This is a genomic window from Massilia suwonensis (genome assembly GCF_042655665.1).
GTDB classification, from domain to species: Bacteria; Pseudomonadota; Gammaproteobacteria; order Burkholderiales; family Burkholderiaceae_D; genus Telluria; species Telluria suwonensis.
This window is the reverse complement of sequence record NZ_JBHSMR010000007.1, coordinates 1-15,139: the sequence shown is the minus strand read 5'-3', so window position 1 is coordinate 15,139 and position 15,139 is coordinate 1. Positions and strand designations below refer to the sequence as shown.

The following is a 15,139-nucleotide window of genomic DNA, read 5'->3' as shown; positions in this document are numbered from 1 at the left end:
GAAACGACTTTGCGCCGATGATAGTGCTGCAACCAGTGTGAAAGTAGGTTATCGTCAGGCTAGTTATATGAAAAACCCCGCTCGGTAAACCGAGCGGGGTTTTTTGCTTTTGCAGCCTGGTTGCGTCATTCAGCGGTTCGTCGCATGCGCCGTTTTTATCCAACGCCAGCGAATTACCATCCCTTATCCACAAACGATGAGGGAGCTAGATATGGTCTTGGCGAGGATATTCCGCTTGCTCGCCGCTGTGTGCCTCTTGCCGATCGCAGCGTCGGCCCAGCCTGATCCCACAACAGAACTGCACGCCCAATTCACGCGCCACCTTCAGCAAGCCGGACTCCCAGGCGCCGTATGGACCGTCGTTACGCCCGAGGCGGGCATCGTCACCGGCGCAGCTGGTTTGAGCAATGCCGAAACCAAGGCAGGGATGACACCGGCAAACCGCGTCCATGTCGGCTCGGTCGCGAAAACCGTGCTGGCCATGGGCGTCCTGCGACTCGTCACGGCTGGGCAGCTGAGCCTCGACACCGACGTCGCAACGCTTCTACCGGCCCTGCGCTTCGACAATCCCTGGCAGGCCACCGACCCGATCCGCATTCGTCACCTGCTCGCGCACACCGCCGGCCTGGAAAACTTCCGCTTCTATCAGGTGTTCAGCCTGCGTGCGCAAGCCGACACGCCACTCGACCAGGCCCTCGGGCGCAACAGCCTGACGGTGCACACGCGTCCGGGCGCACGCTACGTCTACTCGAGTACCGGCTACCACCTGCTCGGCATGGTGATCGAGGCGGTCACCCATCGCCGCTACGAAGCCTGGCTGGACGCAGAACTCCTGCGCCCGCTCGCCATGCACGACAGCAGCTTCGCGTTCAGCACCCAGGCCGGCCCCGGCGCCGATCCGCGCCTGGCCATGGGTCATTTCGAAAACCACGTCGCTTACCCGGCCATTCCCGTATTCGCGCGTCCCGCGACCCAGTTCGCAACGACCGCCGCCGACATGGGACGCATGGCCCGCTTTCTGATGGCGGATGGGACGATCGCAGGCCAGCCCTTTATCGCGCCGAACCTGATGGCGGCGCTCAGCGGCGCCCGGGATACCGATGCCGAATGGGCCGGCCTGCAAGGTGCTCATGGACTTGCACTCTCGGTGCGAGACCGGCATGGCGTCATCGGCGACTGTCACCCCGGTACGACGATCGGCTTCCAGGCCATGCTCTGCCTGTATCCAAGGGAAGGCAAAGCCTTTTTCGTGGCAGTCAATGCCGACGTCGAGAATGCCGACTACGAACGGTTCAACACGCTTCTGCTGGACGCCCTGCAGTTGCAAGCCGCACGGAAGCAAGCCAGTGGCTCGCCACCGCCCGCGGATATTGCCGGGTGGGAGGGAATGTACGTCCCGGCATGGCATGCGGTAACCCGCCTGGCATGGATCGATACCGTCTTCAACGTGGTCGACGTGCGTTGGGATGGCAAACGGCTGCAGCTCGTGCCCTTCCAGGGAAAGCCTGCTTCCTTGCAGCCAGCTGGCGGCATGCTGTTCCAGGCGGAGGGCCGGATCGCACCCTCGCATGTGCTGCTGACGACGGATGGCGATCGCATGCTCAGCGATGGCCTGCGCAACTATCGCCAGGTGCCCCTGGCGACCTTGCTGTGGCTATGGACCAGCGCCGCACTCGGCGCCGCGGGCCTGCTGACGATCCTGTTCAGGGGAGGATGGCTGCTGATCCGTGGCCGCTTGCGCAAGTCCAGTACCCTGGCCCTGCCGTTGGCCGGCGTGCTGATGCTGTTTGCGCCAATCCCCTTCTTCTTTACCCAATCCTTCATGCAGCTGGGCGACCTCACCATTGCGAGCGGATTGCTCGCATTCGCCAGCATCGCCTTGCCCTGCGCGATTGCCTACGGCTTGCTGCGCCTGCCATCGCGTGCACGCAGCCTTGCCCATCCGGCGTTCGACTGCGCCGCCTTGCTCGCGGCCGCGCAATGGATGATCGTACTCGGCGCCTGGGGCATGCTGCCTTTCCTTATGTGGCGATAGGCTGTGCCTGAGTGCCGCGCTCGAGGCTATCCCAGAGCCGGTCGTGCAGCGGCAGGATCAACACATTGCAGACCGGTTCCAGCAGCGCCGCGATGCCGCCCATCGCCGCCGATCCGGTCGCGACGTACATGACCGCGAAGGCGACGCCGGCATGCAGGCCGGTCTGGCTAAGTTTTTCGAAGGCCACCGTCAGGTAGCGTGCCCGCGCCGTCGACGCCGCGCGCCGGCGCATTGCCCAGGCGGCTTCGTGGAAGGGGAGCAGCAAGACGTTGATCACCGGCTCGACCAGAACGGCGAGGCCACTGAACACCGCCGAGCCGGTAACGGCGTAGGCCAGGGCATAGGCGATGCCCATGTGGGTGGCGACCTGACTGATCCTTTTTGCTGCGGTAATCATGCACTGCTCCTGTTGCAAACACTCAGGAGCAAATGATAGTGATTCTCATCTAAGAGGTAAAATGAATTGATTCAAGCACATTAATAGGATTTGCCTATTGATTATCCAATGTTGCAAGCCGGTCGAACAAGGGCTGCGCCGCGTCCGCGATCCGGTCGAGACTCGCTTCGCGCAAGGCCGCCGTATCGATACGCTCCTCGGTGTGCAGTCCGGCCCAGCGCAGCAGCGCCGCGCACGCGTCCGGATGATCGAACAGGCCGTGCAGATAAGTCCCCATTACCTGTCCTTCGGCTGAGCAGGCGCCCTCGCCGCGGCCATCGATGCGAAAAGCAGGGAGCGCCAGCGCCTCACCAGACGAGGCACCCATATGGATTTCGTAGCCTGCGACCTTCGCACCGCTGCCGTCGAAGGCGCACACACCCTCGACCCCGCGCAGCTGCTTCTCCTGGCCCATCGTCGTCACCATGTCCAGCCAACCCAGTCCTTCGGAGTCGCCCGCGCTGCCCTCGACACCATGCGGATCGCTCACCATCCGTCCCAGCATCTGGAAGCCGCCGCATACGCCCAGCAGCTTGCCGCCATAGCGCAAGTGGCGCGCAAGCGCAGTGTCCCACCCCTGCGCGCGCAGCCAGGCCAGGTCCGCGCGCGTGTTCTTGCTCCCCGGGAGAATGACGAGGTCCGCCGCCGGAATCGCTTCGCCCTCGCGCACGAAGCGCAGGTCGACCTCGGGATGCACGCGCAGCGCATCAAGATCCGTGTGATTGCTCATGCGCGGCAGACTCGGGACGACGATGCGAAAGCGTCCGCGCCGGGACTGCATCGGCTGCACGGCGTCCTCCGCATCCAGATAAAGCCCGTGCAGGTAGGGCAGGACCGCCAGCACCGGCTTGCCGGTTTCGCGTTCCAGCCATTCCAGGCCCGGTTCGAGCAGCGTAATGTCGCCCCTAAAACGGTTGATGACGAAGCCGGCGATGCGATTGCGTTCGCTGCGCGAGAGGCAGGCCAGCGTGCCGACAATGTGCGCGAACACGCCGCCGCGGTCGATGTCGGCCACCAGGATCACCGGACAATCGACCGCCTCCGCAAAGCCCATGTTCGCGATGTCGCGATCGCGCAGGTTGATCTCGGCTGGACTGCCTGCGCCCTCGACCACGATGGCCTCGTACTGTGCGGACAAGCGTGCATGCGATTCCAGCACCGCCGCCATCGCCACGGTTTTATATTGGTGATAGTCGCGCGCATTCATCTCGCTGCGCACGCGCCCGTGCACGATCACCTGGGCCCCGGTGTCACTCGAGGGTTTCAGCAGCACCGGATTCATGTCCGTGTGCGCGTCGATGCCGGCGGCCAGTGCCTGTAAAGCCTGGGCGCGGCCGATCTCGCCGCCGTCCTTCGTCACCGCGCTGTTGAGCGCCATGTTCTGTGGCTTGAACGGGGCCACGCGCACGCCTTCGCGTTTCAAGAGGCGGCACAGCGCGGCCACCACCGTGCTTTTGCCGGCATCCGAGGTCGTTCCCTGCACCATCAGGGTCTGGTAGGGCAGGCGCCTCATTGCCGATGCCTGCGTGCCTGGTCGAGCTTTTCGCACATCGCCGCCGCGCCCTGGATCATGCGCGGGCCGGCGCGGTTGAGCAGGTTGCCGTCGACGGTGAACAGATTACCGTTGCGGACCGCCTTCAGCGTCGGATACTGCCGCCACAGGTTCACGCCGCCGTAGTCCTTTTCGGCCGAGCCGAACACGGCTTCCGGGTCGGCCTGCAGCACGCTCTCGATCGTCACGACCGGCGCGATGACCGGCAGCTTGTCGAAGATGTTCTCGCCGCCGCACAGGCGCAGCGCGTCGGTGACGATGTGGCGGCCGTTCAGTGTGTACAGCGGCTTGTCCCAGACCTGGTAGAAGGTGCGCACCGGCGAACGTCCGGCATAAGTCGCACGCAAGGACGCCAGCTTGCTGCGCAGCGCCGCCGCGGCCGGACGCGCCGTCGCCTCGGTGCCCATCAGCAGGCCCAGGCGTTCCAGGCTGTCGGGAATCCCCTCCAGGGTTTGCGGATCGCTGTGGTAGACCGGAATGCCGAGCCGCTTGACCATGTCGATCTGGCGCTCCGAACTGCCGTGCATCCAGGCGACGATCAGGTCGGGCTTCAAGGCCATCACGCGTTCGATGTCGATCTGGCGATTCGAGCCGATGCGCGGGATGCGGTTCGCCGCCTCGGGATAATCGCTGTACTCCACCGCGCCGACCACGCGCGCGCCGCCGCCGGCCGCGAACAGCAGCTCGGTTACGTGCGGCGCCATCGAGATCACCCGCAGGGCAGGGCTGCGCAGCGTGATCGCATTATCGGCGTCGTCGCGCACCGTCACCGCCGCGGCCTGGCCGGCGCACAGCAGGCAGGCTAATACCATCCATCGTTTCATCGTTCTCTCCATTCATCGAAGGCGCGCGCCAGGCGCTGCCAGGCTGCTTCGTCGGGCGGCAGTCCAAGCCGGATGCCGTAGGCGGCATCGAGGAACAGGCGGCTCCAGATGCCGCGCTGCGCCAGGTGTTCGTGAAATGCCTGCGGGTCGTCCTGCGGCCACCAGTGGAACAGGGGCGTGCCGGCGGCGGCAATGCCGTGCGCCGACAGCAGCTTGTCCATGCGCCGGCCGGCCGACTGCAGCCGGGCCTGCGTCACCGCCTGCCAGACGCCGTCGTTCAGTGCCGCCAGTGCGATCGATTGCGCCGGACCGCTGACGGCCCAGGGCCCGAGCAGGTCCGCCAGTTCGCGCAACAGTCCGGCTTCCGCCGCGACGAAGCCCAGGCGCAGGCCGGCCAGGCCGAAGAATTTGCCAACCGAGCGCAGCACGATCAGTCCTGGCCGGTGCGCGTGCGCGGCGACGCTCAGGCCCGGTGCCGTGTCGCCGAAGGCCTCGTCGACCACCAGCCAGCCGCCGCGCCGGGTTAGGCGCGCGGCCCAGTCGAGCAGCTGCTCAGCGGGGACGGTCTCGCCGGTCGGATTGTTCGGATTGCAGAGTACGACGACGTCGCTGGCGTCGACCGCCGCATCGAGCGCGGCATAGCTGGACAGATGCAGCGTGTGGCCATGGCGGCGCCAGTGCTGGGCGTGCTCGGCGTAGGAGGGCGCGGAGACGGTCACCCGCGATGGCCGGCGCAGGCGCGGCAAGGCCTGGATCGCGGCCTGGGTGCCGGCCACGGGTAACAGTTGCACGGCGCCATAGTAGCGGCACGCCGCCTCCACAAGCGCGGGATCCGTTTCCGGCAGCCGGTGCCAGGCATTCGGCGCCAGCATGGGAATGGGATAGCCCCAGGGGTTGATGCCGGTCGAAAGGTCGATCCAGTCGTCGCGCCCGTAGCGTCGCGCCGCCGCGCGCAGATTGCCGCCGTGTTCAAGCATGATGTGCGACTCCGTATATGAGCGCCAGCGCCACCCACAGCAGGGTCGCCCTGAATACGAGGCGCCAGGCACGCAGGATGTCGGCCGGTGCCGCCGGCGCGCCCGTGCCGAGCGGTGGCCGCTGTTCGATTTCGCCTTGGTATGTCGCCGCGCCGCCGAGTGCGATGCCCAGCGCTCCCGCGCCGCTGGCCATCACCGGCCCCGCATTCGGACTGCTCCAGGCCGGAGCCTGCGCACGCCAGCAGCGCCAGGCGCGCAATTGGCCGCCACGCGGGGCCAGCAGCACGTAGCTGAGCGCAGTCAGGCGCGCCGGCAGGTAGTTCAATCCGTCGTCGATGCGCGCCGCCACGCGCCCGAACAGCTCGTAGCGCGGCGTACGGTAGCCCCACATGGCATCGAGCGTGTTCGCCAGCCGGAACAGCAGCGCACCCGGGCCGCCGGCCACCAGGAACCAGAACAGGGTGCCGAAGACGGCATCGTTGCCGTTCTCGAGCAGCGACTCGGCGCCGGCGCGCGCCAGGCCGGAGGCATCCTCGTGCGCGGTGTCGCGGCTGACGATGCGTGCCGTCAGCATGCGCGCAACCGCCAGGTCCCGTTCTACGAGCGCCTGGTAAATTGGCAGCGTATGCTCGCGCAGGCTGCGCAGCCCGAGGCTGAACCAGAGCAGCAGCGCATGCACGACGACGCCGCCCGGGCCTGCGGCGAGCCACCATGCCAGCGCACTGGCCGGCAGCACGGCCAGCATCCAGCCGCCCGCGCCACGCAGCACACGCCAGCCGTCCCGGTTGAGCCGGTCTTCGATACGCACCGCCATGCGGCCGAAGCCGACCAGCGGATGCCAACGCCGCGGCTCGCCCAGCAGCAGGTCGAGCGCCACGCCCGCCGCCAGCAGGAGCGCGAGCTGGAGCGCCGGCAGTCCGCTCAGCATGGCGGTCCTTTCAATACCAGCGGCAGCCCGGCGGCCACCAGGATCACGCGTTCGGCGCGAGAGGCCACAGCCTGGTTCAGCCGGCCCGCCTCATCGGCGAAGCGGCGCGACAGGGCGCCCATCGGGACGATGCCCATGCCGACCTCGTTCGATACCAGCAGCAGCTCGCCCGGCAGGCCTGCATCGAGCAGATCGAGGAAGCGTTGGCGCTGGATACCGAAAGCGGGCGGCAGCGTCAGTTCGCCGGTCTCCGGAAAATCGGGCGCGCCGTCGAGCATCAGGTTGGTCAACCACAGCGTCAGGCAGTCGACCAGCACCAGGCGGCCGGGCGTGCAGGCTGCGCGGATCGCGTCCGCCAGCAGCAGGGCTTCCTCGACCGTGTGCCAGTGCGCCGGCCGCCGTGCGCGGTGATGCAGGATTCGCGCCTGCATTTCGCCGTCGCCGGCGCGCGAGCTCGCGATATACGTGACCGCGCTACCGGATTGCTGCGCCAGCCGCTCGGCCAGCGCGCTTTTGCCCGAGCGTGCGCCGCCGAGGATCAGGGTGCAGGCCATGCACCACCTTCCGTGAACAGCAGGGCCACCGCTTCCGGATTCGACGGAAAGTAGCCGTGGAAGTAGGAGGCCGTCAGCGAGCCGGCACAATAGACGGCTTCGCCCGGCGTACCGGCGGGATGGCGTACCGTGTGCAGGCTGGGCGCCAGCGGTGTCTCGAAGCGCGAATAATGAAAAGTATGGCCGCGCAGGACGCCGGCCGGGGTGCCGAGCGCCTGCGCCCCGAGCCCGGCCAGGCGCGCCTGCATGCGCACCACACCGGGCAGCAGGCCGGCCATCGGCCAGCGACCGCCGTCGGGATCGGTGATTTCCTCGGCCAGCACCATCATGCCGCCGCACTCGGCCAGGATCGGCAGGTTGGCCGCGAAGGCGGCGCCGATCGAGGCGCGCCAGCGTTCGGCCCCGGCCAGCGTCTGCGCATGCAGCTCGGGATAGCCGCCGGGCAGATAAACGGCGTCGGCCGTCTCGGGCACGGCCTCGTTGGCCAACGGAGAAAAGAATGCGAGCCGGGCGCCCAGTAGACGCAGCGTATCGAGATTGGACGGGTACAGGAAAGCGAAGGCCGCATCGCGCGCGATCGCGATCGTGCGGCCGGCCAGCAGGGGCGGCACGGCCGGCGCCGGCGCGCTGTCCTGTGCTTCGAACGCGGGCAGCGCCTGCCAGGCGGCGTCGTCCAGCTGCAGCGCGTCGGCCAGCTCGTCGAGCAGGGCGTCCAGGCGCGGCAGTTCGTGCGGCAGGGCCAGTCCCAGGTGGCGCTCGGGCAGCGCCTCTGATTGGCGCGGCAAGGCGCCGACCAGGGCGATATCGCGCAGCGATTGCGCGACCATCTGGGCGTGGCCGGTGCTGGCGACCCGGTTCGCGATCACGCCGGCCAGCTGGACGGGACCGTAATCGCGCAAGCCGCGCGCGACGGCGCCGGCTGTCTGCGCCATCGCCGAGGCGTCGATCACGGCCAGTACGGGAATACCGAAGGCGCGCGCCAGGTCGGCCGCCGAGGGCGTGCCGTCGTACAGGCCCATTACGCCTTCGACCAATATCGCATCGGCTTCGCGCGCCGCCTCATCCAGGCGACGCCGGCATTCGTCGATCCCGACCATCCACAGGTCGAGCGTATGCACCGGCGCGCCGCAGGCACGCTCGAGCAGCATCGGGTCGATGAAGTCGGGCCCGCATTTGAAGACGCGCACGCGCTGGCCCGCGCGCACCAGGCTGCGCGCCAGGGCGGCGGTGACAGTCGTCTTGCCCTGGCCGGACGCCATGGCCGCGATCAGAACGGCACGCGCGCTCACCATTCGGTCCCGGCCTGCGCGGCGATGCCGGCGGCAAAAGCGTGCTTGAGCACATTCATCTCGGTGACCGTATCGGCCACGGCCAGCAGTTCCGGCGCCGCGCCGCGTCCCGTGATGACCACGTGCTGCATGGGCGGACGCTCGAGCAGGTCGCCGATGACCGTGTGCACGTCGAGGTAGCGGTATTTCAGGGCGATGTTCAGTTCGTCCAGCACGACCAGGCCGATGGCGGGATCGCGCAGGAAGGCGCGCGCCTGTTCCCAGGCCTGCAGCGCCTTTGCGATGTCGCGCTCGCGGTTCTGCGTTTCCCAGGTATAGCCTTCGCCCATCGCATGGAAGCTGACTTCGTCGGGAAAGCGGCGCAGGAACTGTTCTTCGCCGGTCGCCATCGCACCCTTGATGAACTGGACCACACCCACCCGCATGCCGTGCCCGAGCGCGCGCGCGACCATGCCGAAGGCGCTCGAGCTCTTGCCCTTGCCGTTGCCGGTGTTGACGATGATGATGCCAATCTGCTTGTCGGCTTGCGCGATGCGTTCGTCGATAATGGCCTTCTTGCGCTCCATGCGCAGGCGGTGGCGTTCGTTCAGGGTGGCGGTCTGGTCGTTCATGGTGGACTCCATATATGAGAAGGGTCAGGCACGGCGCAGGCGGTGCAGTTGATAGAGGAAGACGGGAGCGCCGATGATGGCGGTGACGGCGCCGACCGGCAGCTGCTGCGGCGCGACGATGGTGCGCGCCAGGGTGTCGCACAAGACCAGGAAGCTGCCGCCGGCCAGCACCGCGGCCGGGACCAGCACGCGGTGGTCCGGCCCGAAGGCGAAGCGGCAGGCGTGCGGCACGATCAGGCCGACGAAGCCGACCGAACCCGCGCTGGTGACGGCGCTGGCGGTCAGCAGGCCGGATACCAGGAACAGGCCCTTGCGCAGCGCGCCGACGCGCACCCCCAGCGCCACGGCGCCTTCCGCGTGCAGAGCCATCACGTTCATGCTGCGCGCAGAGCGCACGGCGAACACCAGTGCGCCGCCCAGCACCAGCCAGGGCAGCACCCGCACCGGGGCGCCGGCCAGGTCGCCGATCATCCAGAACACCATGCTGCGCAGGCGTCCCTCGGGGGCGATCGACAGCATCAGGGTGATCAGGGCCATGCACAGCGAGGAGACGATCACCCCGGTCAGGAGCAGCAGAGAAGAGCCGCCTTCCGCCGCCGTCCCGCTGCGCAGGTCGCGCCGCGCCAGCACGTAGAGCAGCAGGGAAACGGCGACGGCGCCGCACAGGGCTGCCGCATCGACGGTGGCCGCCGCGCACATCAGGAGCAGCGCACCGAGCGCCCCGACCGAGGCGCCAGCCGAGATGCCGAGGATGTACGGATCGGCCAGCGGGTTGCGCAGCAGGGCCTGCATCAACACGCCCGCCAGCGCGAGCGCGCCGCCGGTGGCGAAAGCAACCACGGCGCGCCCGGCACGCAGTTCGAGCAGGGAGGCCGCGAGCGACTGCGGCCGGCCGGCGAACAACTGGCCGAGTGCCGCCGGCAGTTCGCTGCCGGCCACCGGGATCGAACCCGTCATGCCCGAATACAGCATGCAGGCGAGCGCCAGCAGCAGCATCGAGCCGGTGACCAGCAGCGCGCGGCGGCGCGCCGGGAAGGCGAGCGTGCTCACGGACGCCGCCTTAGCGGATGCCGTAGCGCAGGCCGGCGAACCAGCTGCGTCCGCCGGTGCCGTAGGCGCGCGCCAGCTCATAGCGCCTATCAAGCGTGTTGTTGACGCGCGCCAGCAGCGACCAGTCGGCGTCGATGCGCCAGGTGGCGTACAGGTTCAGCAAGCCATAGCCGCCCAGGCGGCGCAGGTTGGCGGCATCGTCGAAGCGCTCGCCCGAGAGCTGCCACTCGGCGCCCGTGTCCAGGCTGCCCGCCACATATTCGGCCTGGAAGTTGGCGTGCCGGCCGGCGCGCCGCGCCAGGCGCTTGCCGCTGGCGTTGTCGCGCGGGTCCTGCCAGTCGGCGCTGGCGCGCAGGCGCAACGCACCGACGCGCGTAGCCGCTGCCAGCGTCACGCCTTCCAGGGTGGCGGAGGCCACGTTGTAGGCGCAGCTGCCGGTACGGCCGTCGCGCCGGTCGGGGCAGGGCGTGGCCGAGACGATCATGTCGGTCAGGCGGTTGCGGAACCAGGTGGCGTCGACGCTGGTGCCGGCGCGCTCGTAGCGCAAGCCGAGTTCGGCGTTGCGCCCGCGTTCGGGCTGGTTGGTGGGCACGCCGTAGCCCGGGTAGTACAGCTCGTTGAACGTCGGGGCGCGGAAGCTGGTACCGACGCTGGCCGTGGCGCGCAGGCCGTCGTCGAACTGGTAGCCGTAGCCGGCGGCGCCGGTGTTCTTGTCGCCGTAGTGCGAGCGGTCCTGGCGCGCGCTGAGGTCGAACAGGTGGCGCGCGCGGCGCAGCGCGTAGGCGGCGGCGTACGAGTTGGTGATGCGCGCGCGTCCCAGGGCGGCGGTGGAGCTCGACTCGACGCTTTCCTTGCGGTGGCCGTAGAGCAGCTGCAGGGTGTCGCGGCCCAGCGTCAATGTGTTCTGCCAAGTGAACTCGTCCTGCCGGGTGTCGATCTGGCTGGCGCCGCTGGCAGCGCTGCTGGTGAAGCTGCCGGACTTGTCTTCCGAGCGCGCGAGCTGCACGGTGCTGCGCCAGTTCGGCAGCAACTGGTTGCTCATGAAGGCGGCGGCGGTATCCAGATCCTGGCGGCTGTAGGCCTCGAAGCTGCCGGCGCCGTTGTCGTACTCGGCGCGCAGGCGGCTGTGCAGGAACTGGGCGCCGACTTCGTGGCCGGGCGCGAGTGCCAGGGTGACGCGGCCGCTGGCGCTGCTGCGGCGGTAGCCGTCGTCGTCCGGGTTGTAGCCGAAGGCGCCCGGCTGGGTGGCCGAGAAGCCGTCCGAACGTTCGTGGCCGGCGCCGATGGCGTAGGTGACGGCATGCTCGCCGCCGCTGGCGCCGGACAGATGGGCGCTGGCCTGGCGCGTGGCGTCGCTGCCGGCGCCGATCGAGGCCGCTGCCGCGAAGCCCGGCTCACCCCTGCGCGTAAAAATCTGGACCACGCCGCCGATGGCGTCGGCGCCGTACAGCGTGCTCAGGGGACCGTAGACGATTTCGATGCGCTCGATCGATTCGAGTGGCACCGCATTCCAGCTGGCGCTGCCGGTCGTGGACGAGCCGATGCGCACGCCGTCGAGCAGGACGACGACCTGGTTGCTATTGGCGCCGCGCAGGAACAGGCTGGTGTTCGCACCGGCGCCGCCGTTGCGGCCGATCTCGATGCCGGGCTGGCGCGCCAGGATGTCGGCAATCGAACCGGCGCCGGCGCGGGCAATCTCTTCGGCGTGGATGACGGTGGTGTCGGCAATGACGTCGACGGCGCGCTGTGGCATGCGGCTTGCTGTGACGACGACGGTATCGACAGGGGTGGTATCGGCGAACGCACAAGGCGCAGCCATGGCGAGGGCGAGCGACGAGACGGCCGCTTGCCGTGAAACGTAAAAGTGCATGATGGTCTATGGTTGGACAACCAGCCCACGTCCCCGTAGGCCAGATTGAACAGAAGCGCGCATGCAGGGCATGGCACGCTTCCACCTTTTGGCCGGTATCCGGGCTGGCAAGTGAAGCCGTCCGACCTTCCCATGCGAATGCACAGTGGTCTGGGGAGACGGTTGGCCGCGTGAACGCGGTACTTGCTTACCGTTGCGGGGGCAGCACACGTTGGCTCTTATCGAGCTTCGTGTTTCCCGTTTAACTGCGCCTGTGAACACAGGCGCGAGCACCAAAACGCCGCAATTATACGGCGTTGTCAATCTTTCAGCACAAGCATTTCGCCGTAGGCGATGCGATGCGGGGTCGATGCGGCCTGCAGCGCGGCCTGTTCGGGCGCGGCGCCGCCTTGCATGGCGGTGAGCAGGCGCATGGTGCCGGCGTGGCAGATGACGAGTGCTTCCGGGTGGCCGGCGGCGTACAGGGCGTCGCGGAAGGCAGTCACGCGACGGGCTACCTGCAGCAGGCTTTCGCCGCCGCCGGGACGGTAATGGAGCAGGTCGGCGTTCCAGGCGTCGACCGCATCGCGGCCGATGTCATCCCAGCTGCGTAGTTCCCAGGCGCCGAAGTCCATTTCGGCCAGGCGCGCGTCGAACACGACCTGGTCGCCGGCCAGTAGGCGGGCCAAGCCCGCACAACGTCGCAGCGGACTGGCATATACGGGCAGAGGGCCGGGGAATCCGGCGTCGCTCAACGTGGTATGAACGCGCCTTGTCTCTTCCGCGTTAGCCGGCACGTCGGCGCTGCCGTAGCACACGCCGGCTGCGACATCGGGACGAGGATGGCGGACCAGCAGCAGGCGCATGCTCAGCGCAGCGCGCCCTGGCCCAGGCTGGCCAGTACACCAAGGTAGATCGCGACTTCTGCCAGCTGCTGGACGGCGCCGAGGCAGTCGCCGGTATAGCCGCCGATCCGGCGCTGGAACATGCGCGCCAGCCAAAGGGCGGCCAGGCTTGCGGTCAGAAGGCTGGCGCCGAGTGCCGCAGGCGAGAGCGCGCCGACATGCAGCAGCAGCACGGCGGGCAGCAGGGCGGTGCAGGCGGCGATGACGAATTCGCTGGTCTGCATCTGCTGCGCCATCGGCTTGGCCTTGCCCTCGGCGCGCGCGTAATCCATGCGCCAGATGAGCGAGGTCGCGGCGAGGCGCGACAGCGGGTGCGCGAGGAACAGCGCGGCAATGGCGCTGCCAGGCGGCAGCATCGCCAGCGCCGTGCACTTCAGGCCGAGCATGCAGGCGATGCCGATCGCACCGTAGGCGCCGACGCGCGAGTCCTTCATGATCTCGAGTACGCGTTCGGGATTCAAGCCGCCGCCGAAGCCGTCGCAGGTATCGGCGAAGCCGTCTTCATGGAAGGCGCCCGTGATGTAGATCGAGGCGGCAGTGGAGAGGACGGCCGCCACCGGAGCCGGCAGGACCAGCGCGGCAAGGAAGTACACCGCTGCGGCGACGGCCGCGACCACGCAGCCGACCAGCGGAAAATAGCGCGAGGATTGATGCAGCCAGTCCGGCTGGAAGCCGACCCAGCGCGGAATCGGAAGGCGCGTGAAGAACTGCAGGGCGATGAAGAAGAGGCGCAGCTGCTGCATGTAAGGCTGACTTTCAGGCCGACTGCGTGCTGACCTGGGCCGAACCGAAGGTCGCCATCTGGTCCAGGAAGTTGACCGCCGCATGCAGCAGGGGCAGGGCGAGCGCGCTACCCGTGCCTTCGCCCAGACGCAACCCGAGCTGCAGCAGCGGCTGGGCGCCGAGGTAATCAAGCATGCGGCGATGCCCCTGCTCGTCGGAGCAATGGGCGAAGACGCAGTAGTCGAGGATAGCCGGCTGCAGCCTGGCGGCGACCAGCAGCGCGCTGGTGACGATGAAGCCGTCGATGAGCAGGACCTTGCGCAGCGCGGCCGCCTGCAGCATGGCGCCGGCCATCATCGCGATCTCGAAGCCGCCGAAGGTGGCAAGCACTGCCAACGGTTCGCTCACCTGGGCGTGCGTGCGCGTCGCGCTTTCCAGTACCGCCTGCTTGCGCTGGACGCCTTCGGGTGGCAGGCCGGTGCCGGCACCGACGCATTCGGCCAGCGGCATGTTCGCCAGCTTGTGCATGAGCGCCGCGGCTGCCGTCGTATTCCCGATCCCCATTTCGCCGAATCCCACGACGTTCCCAGGCAGGTCGCGCACCAGTGCCATCCCACGTTCCAGGCTGAGTGCGCATTCTTCAGCCGTCATCGCCGGCTCGTGCGCGAAGTTGCGCGTGCCCCTCGCAATCTTGCGGTCGACGAGCCCAGGCCGTGTGCCGAAGTCGTGGTTGACGCCGGCATCGATCACTTGCAGGGCGCAGCCGTTCTGACGCGCAAGGACATTGATGGCGGCGCCGCCGGCAAGGAAGTTCTCGACCATCTGCCAGGTGACTTCCTGCGGATAGGCCGAGACGCCTTCGGCGACGATGCCGTGGTCGCCGGCGAAGACGAGCAGCGCAGGCTCGGTCAGTGCAGGCTGGGTTGTCCGCTGGATCAGGCCGATCTGCTTCGCCAGCGCCTCCAGGCGGCCCAGGCTGCCCAGCGGTTTGGTCTTGTTGTCGATCGCCTGGACGAGCGCGAGCGCGAGTGCTTCGTCGGCAGTAGGGGAGATGGCGGGAATCAGCATTATTGTCGTTCTATAAATAGCCAGGGCGCGCCAAAGATAGCACACGAAATCGCCTTGCAAGCCGCTGGCGGCTTGGCTATAATTCGCCTCCGCTTCGGCGCTGTCTGCAAAACGTTCACGTAATCAAGGTGTTAGATGCGTGATTTCTTTGCAAACGGCAACGAAGCAGAAAAAAAGAAGTTGACGACGCAAACGAAACACTGCATAATCTCGCTTCTCTGCTGCTGACAAACAAAACGATTTGTCGACAAGTAGCAAGCAGTACCGAACAAGTTCTTTAACAATTAACAGTCGATAAGTGTGGGCGTTTGATGAAGGTGCCAGCTGACTTGTTCAGC

At 67.7% G+C, this 15,139-nt stretch carries 14 protein-coding genes and 1 riboswitch; of the genes, 1 reads left to right on the top strand and 13 read right to left on the bottom strand.

Annotated elements, in window-relative coordinates; translation table 11 throughout:
- Positions 1–211 precede the first annotated feature (211 nt).
- Positions 212–2,035: a serine hydrolase domain-containing protein gene (locus ACFPQ5_RS03495; protein WP_379751872.1), complete on the top strand. Its 1,824-nt coding sequence runs from the start codon at positions 212–214 to the stop codon at positions 2,033–2,035.
- Here ACFPQ5_RS03495 and ACFPQ5_RS03490 read toward each other — a convergent pair.
- The 13 genes from ACFPQ5_RS03490 to cobT all read right to left on the bottom strand — a co-directional run bounded on the left by ACFPQ5_RS03490 (position 2,022) and on the right by cobT (position 14,801).
- A complete protein-coding gene (locus ACFPQ5_RS03490) occupies positions 2,022–2,432 on the bottom strand; it encodes a DUF2061 domain-containing protein (RefSeq protein ID WP_379751871.1) in 411 nt (136 codons plus the stop codon). The two genes, ACFPQ5_RS03495 and ACFPQ5_RS03490, sit on opposite strands and share 14 nt — an antisense overlap.
- A 94-nt stretch (positions 2,433–2,526) precedes the next feature.
- Positions 2,527–3,984: a cobyric acid synthase gene (locus tag ACFPQ5_RS03485; RefSeq protein ID WP_379751870.1), complete on the bottom strand. Its 1,458-nt coding sequence runs from the start codon at positions 3,982–3,984 to the stop codon at positions 2,527–2,529.
- A complete protein-coding gene (locus ACFPQ5_RS03480) occupies positions 3,981–4,847 on the bottom strand; it encodes a cobalamin-binding protein (RefSeq protein ID WP_379751869.1) in 867 nt (288 codons plus the stop codon). Before ACFPQ5_RS03480 ends, ACFPQ5_RS03485 begins: the two co-directional genes overlap by 4 nt.
- Positions 4,844–5,824, bottom strand: a complete 981-nt coding sequence (gene cobD / locus ACFPQ5_RS03475) for a threonine-phosphate decarboxylase CobD (protein ID WP_379751868.1) — start codon at positions 5,822–5,824, stop codon at positions 4,844–4,846. The genes ACFPQ5_RS03480 and cobD overlap by 4 nt, the downstream gene beginning before the upstream one ends.
- Positions 5,817–6,752, bottom strand: coding sequence for a CobD/CbiB family cobalamin biosynthesis protein (locus tag ACFPQ5_RS03470; protein ID WP_379751867.1), 936 nt, complete (start codon positions 6,750–6,752; stop codon positions 5,817–5,819). Before ACFPQ5_RS03470 ends, cobD begins: the two co-directional genes overlap by 8 nt.
- Positions 6,746–7,306 carry a bifunctional adenosylcobinamide kinase/adenosylcobinamide-phosphate guanylyltransferase gene (gene cobU / locus ACFPQ5_RS03465; protein ID WP_379751866.1) on the bottom strand — a complete coding sequence of 187 codons (561 nt, stop codon included), beginning with the start codon at positions 7,304–7,306 and terminating at the stop codon, positions 6,746–6,748. The genes ACFPQ5_RS03470 and cobU overlap by 7 nt, the downstream gene beginning before the upstream one ends.
- Positions 7,291–8,598 carry a cobyrinate a,c-diamide synthase gene (locus tag ACFPQ5_RS03460; protein WP_379751865.1) on the bottom strand — a complete coding sequence of 436 codons (1,308 nt, stop codon included), beginning with the start codon at positions 8,596–8,598 and terminating at the stop codon, positions 7,291–7,293. The genes cobU and ACFPQ5_RS03460 overlap by 16 nt, the downstream gene beginning before the upstream one ends.
- On the bottom strand, positions 8,592–9,206 hold the full coding sequence (gene cobO, locus ACFPQ5_RS03455) for a cob(I)yrinic acid a,c-diamide adenosyltransferase (RefSeq protein ID WP_379751864.1): 615 nt from the start codon (positions 9,204–9,206) through the stop codon (positions 8,592–8,594). The genes ACFPQ5_RS03460 and cobO overlap by 7 nt, the downstream gene beginning before the upstream one ends.
- A gap of 24 nt (positions 9,207–9,230) precedes the next feature.
- On the bottom strand, positions 9,231–10,202 hold the full coding sequence (locus ACFPQ5_RS03450; protein WP_379751873.1) for a FecCD family ABC transporter permease: 972 nt from the start codon (positions 10,200–10,202) through the stop codon (positions 9,231–9,233).
- A 64-nt stretch (positions 10,203–10,266) separates the two neighbouring features.
- On the bottom strand, positions 10,267–12,009 hold the full coding sequence (locus ACFPQ5_RS03445; RefSeq protein WP_379751863.1) for a TonB-dependent receptor domain-containing protein: 1,743 nt from the start codon (positions 12,007–12,009) through the stop codon (positions 10,267–10,269).
- Positions 12,010–12,199: 190 nt separating this feature from the next.
- A riboswitch (cobalamin riboswitch) is annotated at positions 12,200–12,418 on the bottom strand.
- Positions 12,419–12,425: 7 nt separating this feature from the next.
- Positions 12,426–12,971 carry a histidine phosphatase family protein gene (locus tag ACFPQ5_RS03440; protein ID WP_379751862.1) on the bottom strand — a complete coding sequence of 182 codons (546 nt, stop codon included), beginning with the start codon at positions 12,969–12,971 and terminating at the stop codon, positions 12,426–12,428.
- Positions 12,972–12,973: 2 nt separating this feature from the next.
- Positions 12,974–13,753: an adenosylcobinamide-GDP ribazoletransferase gene (locus ACFPQ5_RS03435; RefSeq protein WP_379751861.1), complete on the bottom strand. Its 780-nt coding sequence runs from the start codon at positions 13,751–13,753 to the stop codon at positions 12,974–12,976.
- 13 nt (positions 13,754–13,766) lie between these two features.
- A complete protein-coding gene (gene cobT / locus ACFPQ5_RS03430) occupies positions 13,767–14,801 on the bottom strand; it encodes a nicotinate-nucleotide--dimethylbenzimidazole phosphoribosyltransferase (RefSeq protein ID WP_379751860.1) in 1,035 nt (344 codons plus the stop codon).
- Positions 14,802–15,139: the final 338 nt, after the last annotated feature.

Excerpts from the sequence above, each read along its gene's own strand:
- ACFPQ5_RS03495 (WP_379751872.1), top strand. The coding sequence starts at position 212 with ATGGTCTTGGCGAGGATATTCCGCTTGCTCGCCGCTGTGTGCCTCTTG.
- ACFPQ5_RS03490 (WP_379751871.1), bottom strand. The coding sequence starts at position 2,432 with ATGATTACCGCAGCAAAAAGGATCAGTCAGGTCGCCACCCACATGGGC.
- ACFPQ5_RS03485 (WP_379751870.1), bottom strand. The coding sequence starts at position 3,984 with ATGAGGCGCCTGCCCTACCAGACCCTGATGGTGCAGGGAACGACCTCG.
- ACFPQ5_RS03480 (WP_379751869.1), bottom strand. The coding sequence starts at position 4,847 with ATGAAACGATGGATGGTATTAGCCTGCCTGCTGTGCGCCGGCCAGGCC.
- cobD (WP_379751868.1), bottom strand. The coding sequence starts at position 5,824 with ATGCTTGAACACGGCGGCAATCTGCGCGCGGCGGCGCGACGCTACGGG.
- ACFPQ5_RS03470 (WP_379751867.1), bottom strand. The coding sequence starts at position 6,752 with ATGCTGAGCGGACTGCCGGCGCTCCAGCTCGCGCTCCTGCTGGCGGCG.
- cobU (WP_379751866.1), bottom strand. The coding sequence starts at position 7,306 with ATGGCCTGCACCCTGATCCTCGGCGGCGCACGCTCGGGCAAAAGCGCG.
- ACFPQ5_RS03460 (WP_379751865.1), bottom strand. The coding sequence starts at position 8,598 with ATGGTGAGCGCGCGTGCCGTTCTGATCGCGGCCATGGCGTCCGGCCAG.
- cobO (WP_379751864.1), bottom strand. The coding sequence starts at position 9,206 with ATGAACGACCAGACCGCCACCCTGAACGAACGCCACCGCCTGCGCATG.
- ACFPQ5_RS03450 (WP_379751873.1), bottom strand. The coding sequence starts at position 10,202 with ATGCTGCTGCTGGCGCTCGCCTGCATGCTGTATTCGGGCATGACGGGT.
- ACFPQ5_RS03445 (WP_379751863.1), bottom strand. The coding sequence starts at position 12,009 with ATGCCACAGCGCGCCGTCGACGTCATTGCCGACACCACCGTCATCCAC.
- ACFPQ5_RS03440 (WP_379751862.1), bottom strand. The coding sequence starts at position 12,971 with ATGCGCCTGCTGCTGGTCCGCCATCCTCGTCCCGATGTCGCAGCCGGC.
- ACFPQ5_RS03435 (WP_379751861.1), bottom strand. The coding sequence starts at position 13,753 with ATGCAGCAGCTGCGCCTCTTCTTCATCGCCCTGCAGTTCTTCACGCGC.
- cobT (WP_379751860.1), bottom strand. The coding sequence starts at position 14,801 with ATGCTGATTCCCGCCATCTCCCCTACTGCCGACGAAGCACTCGCGCTC.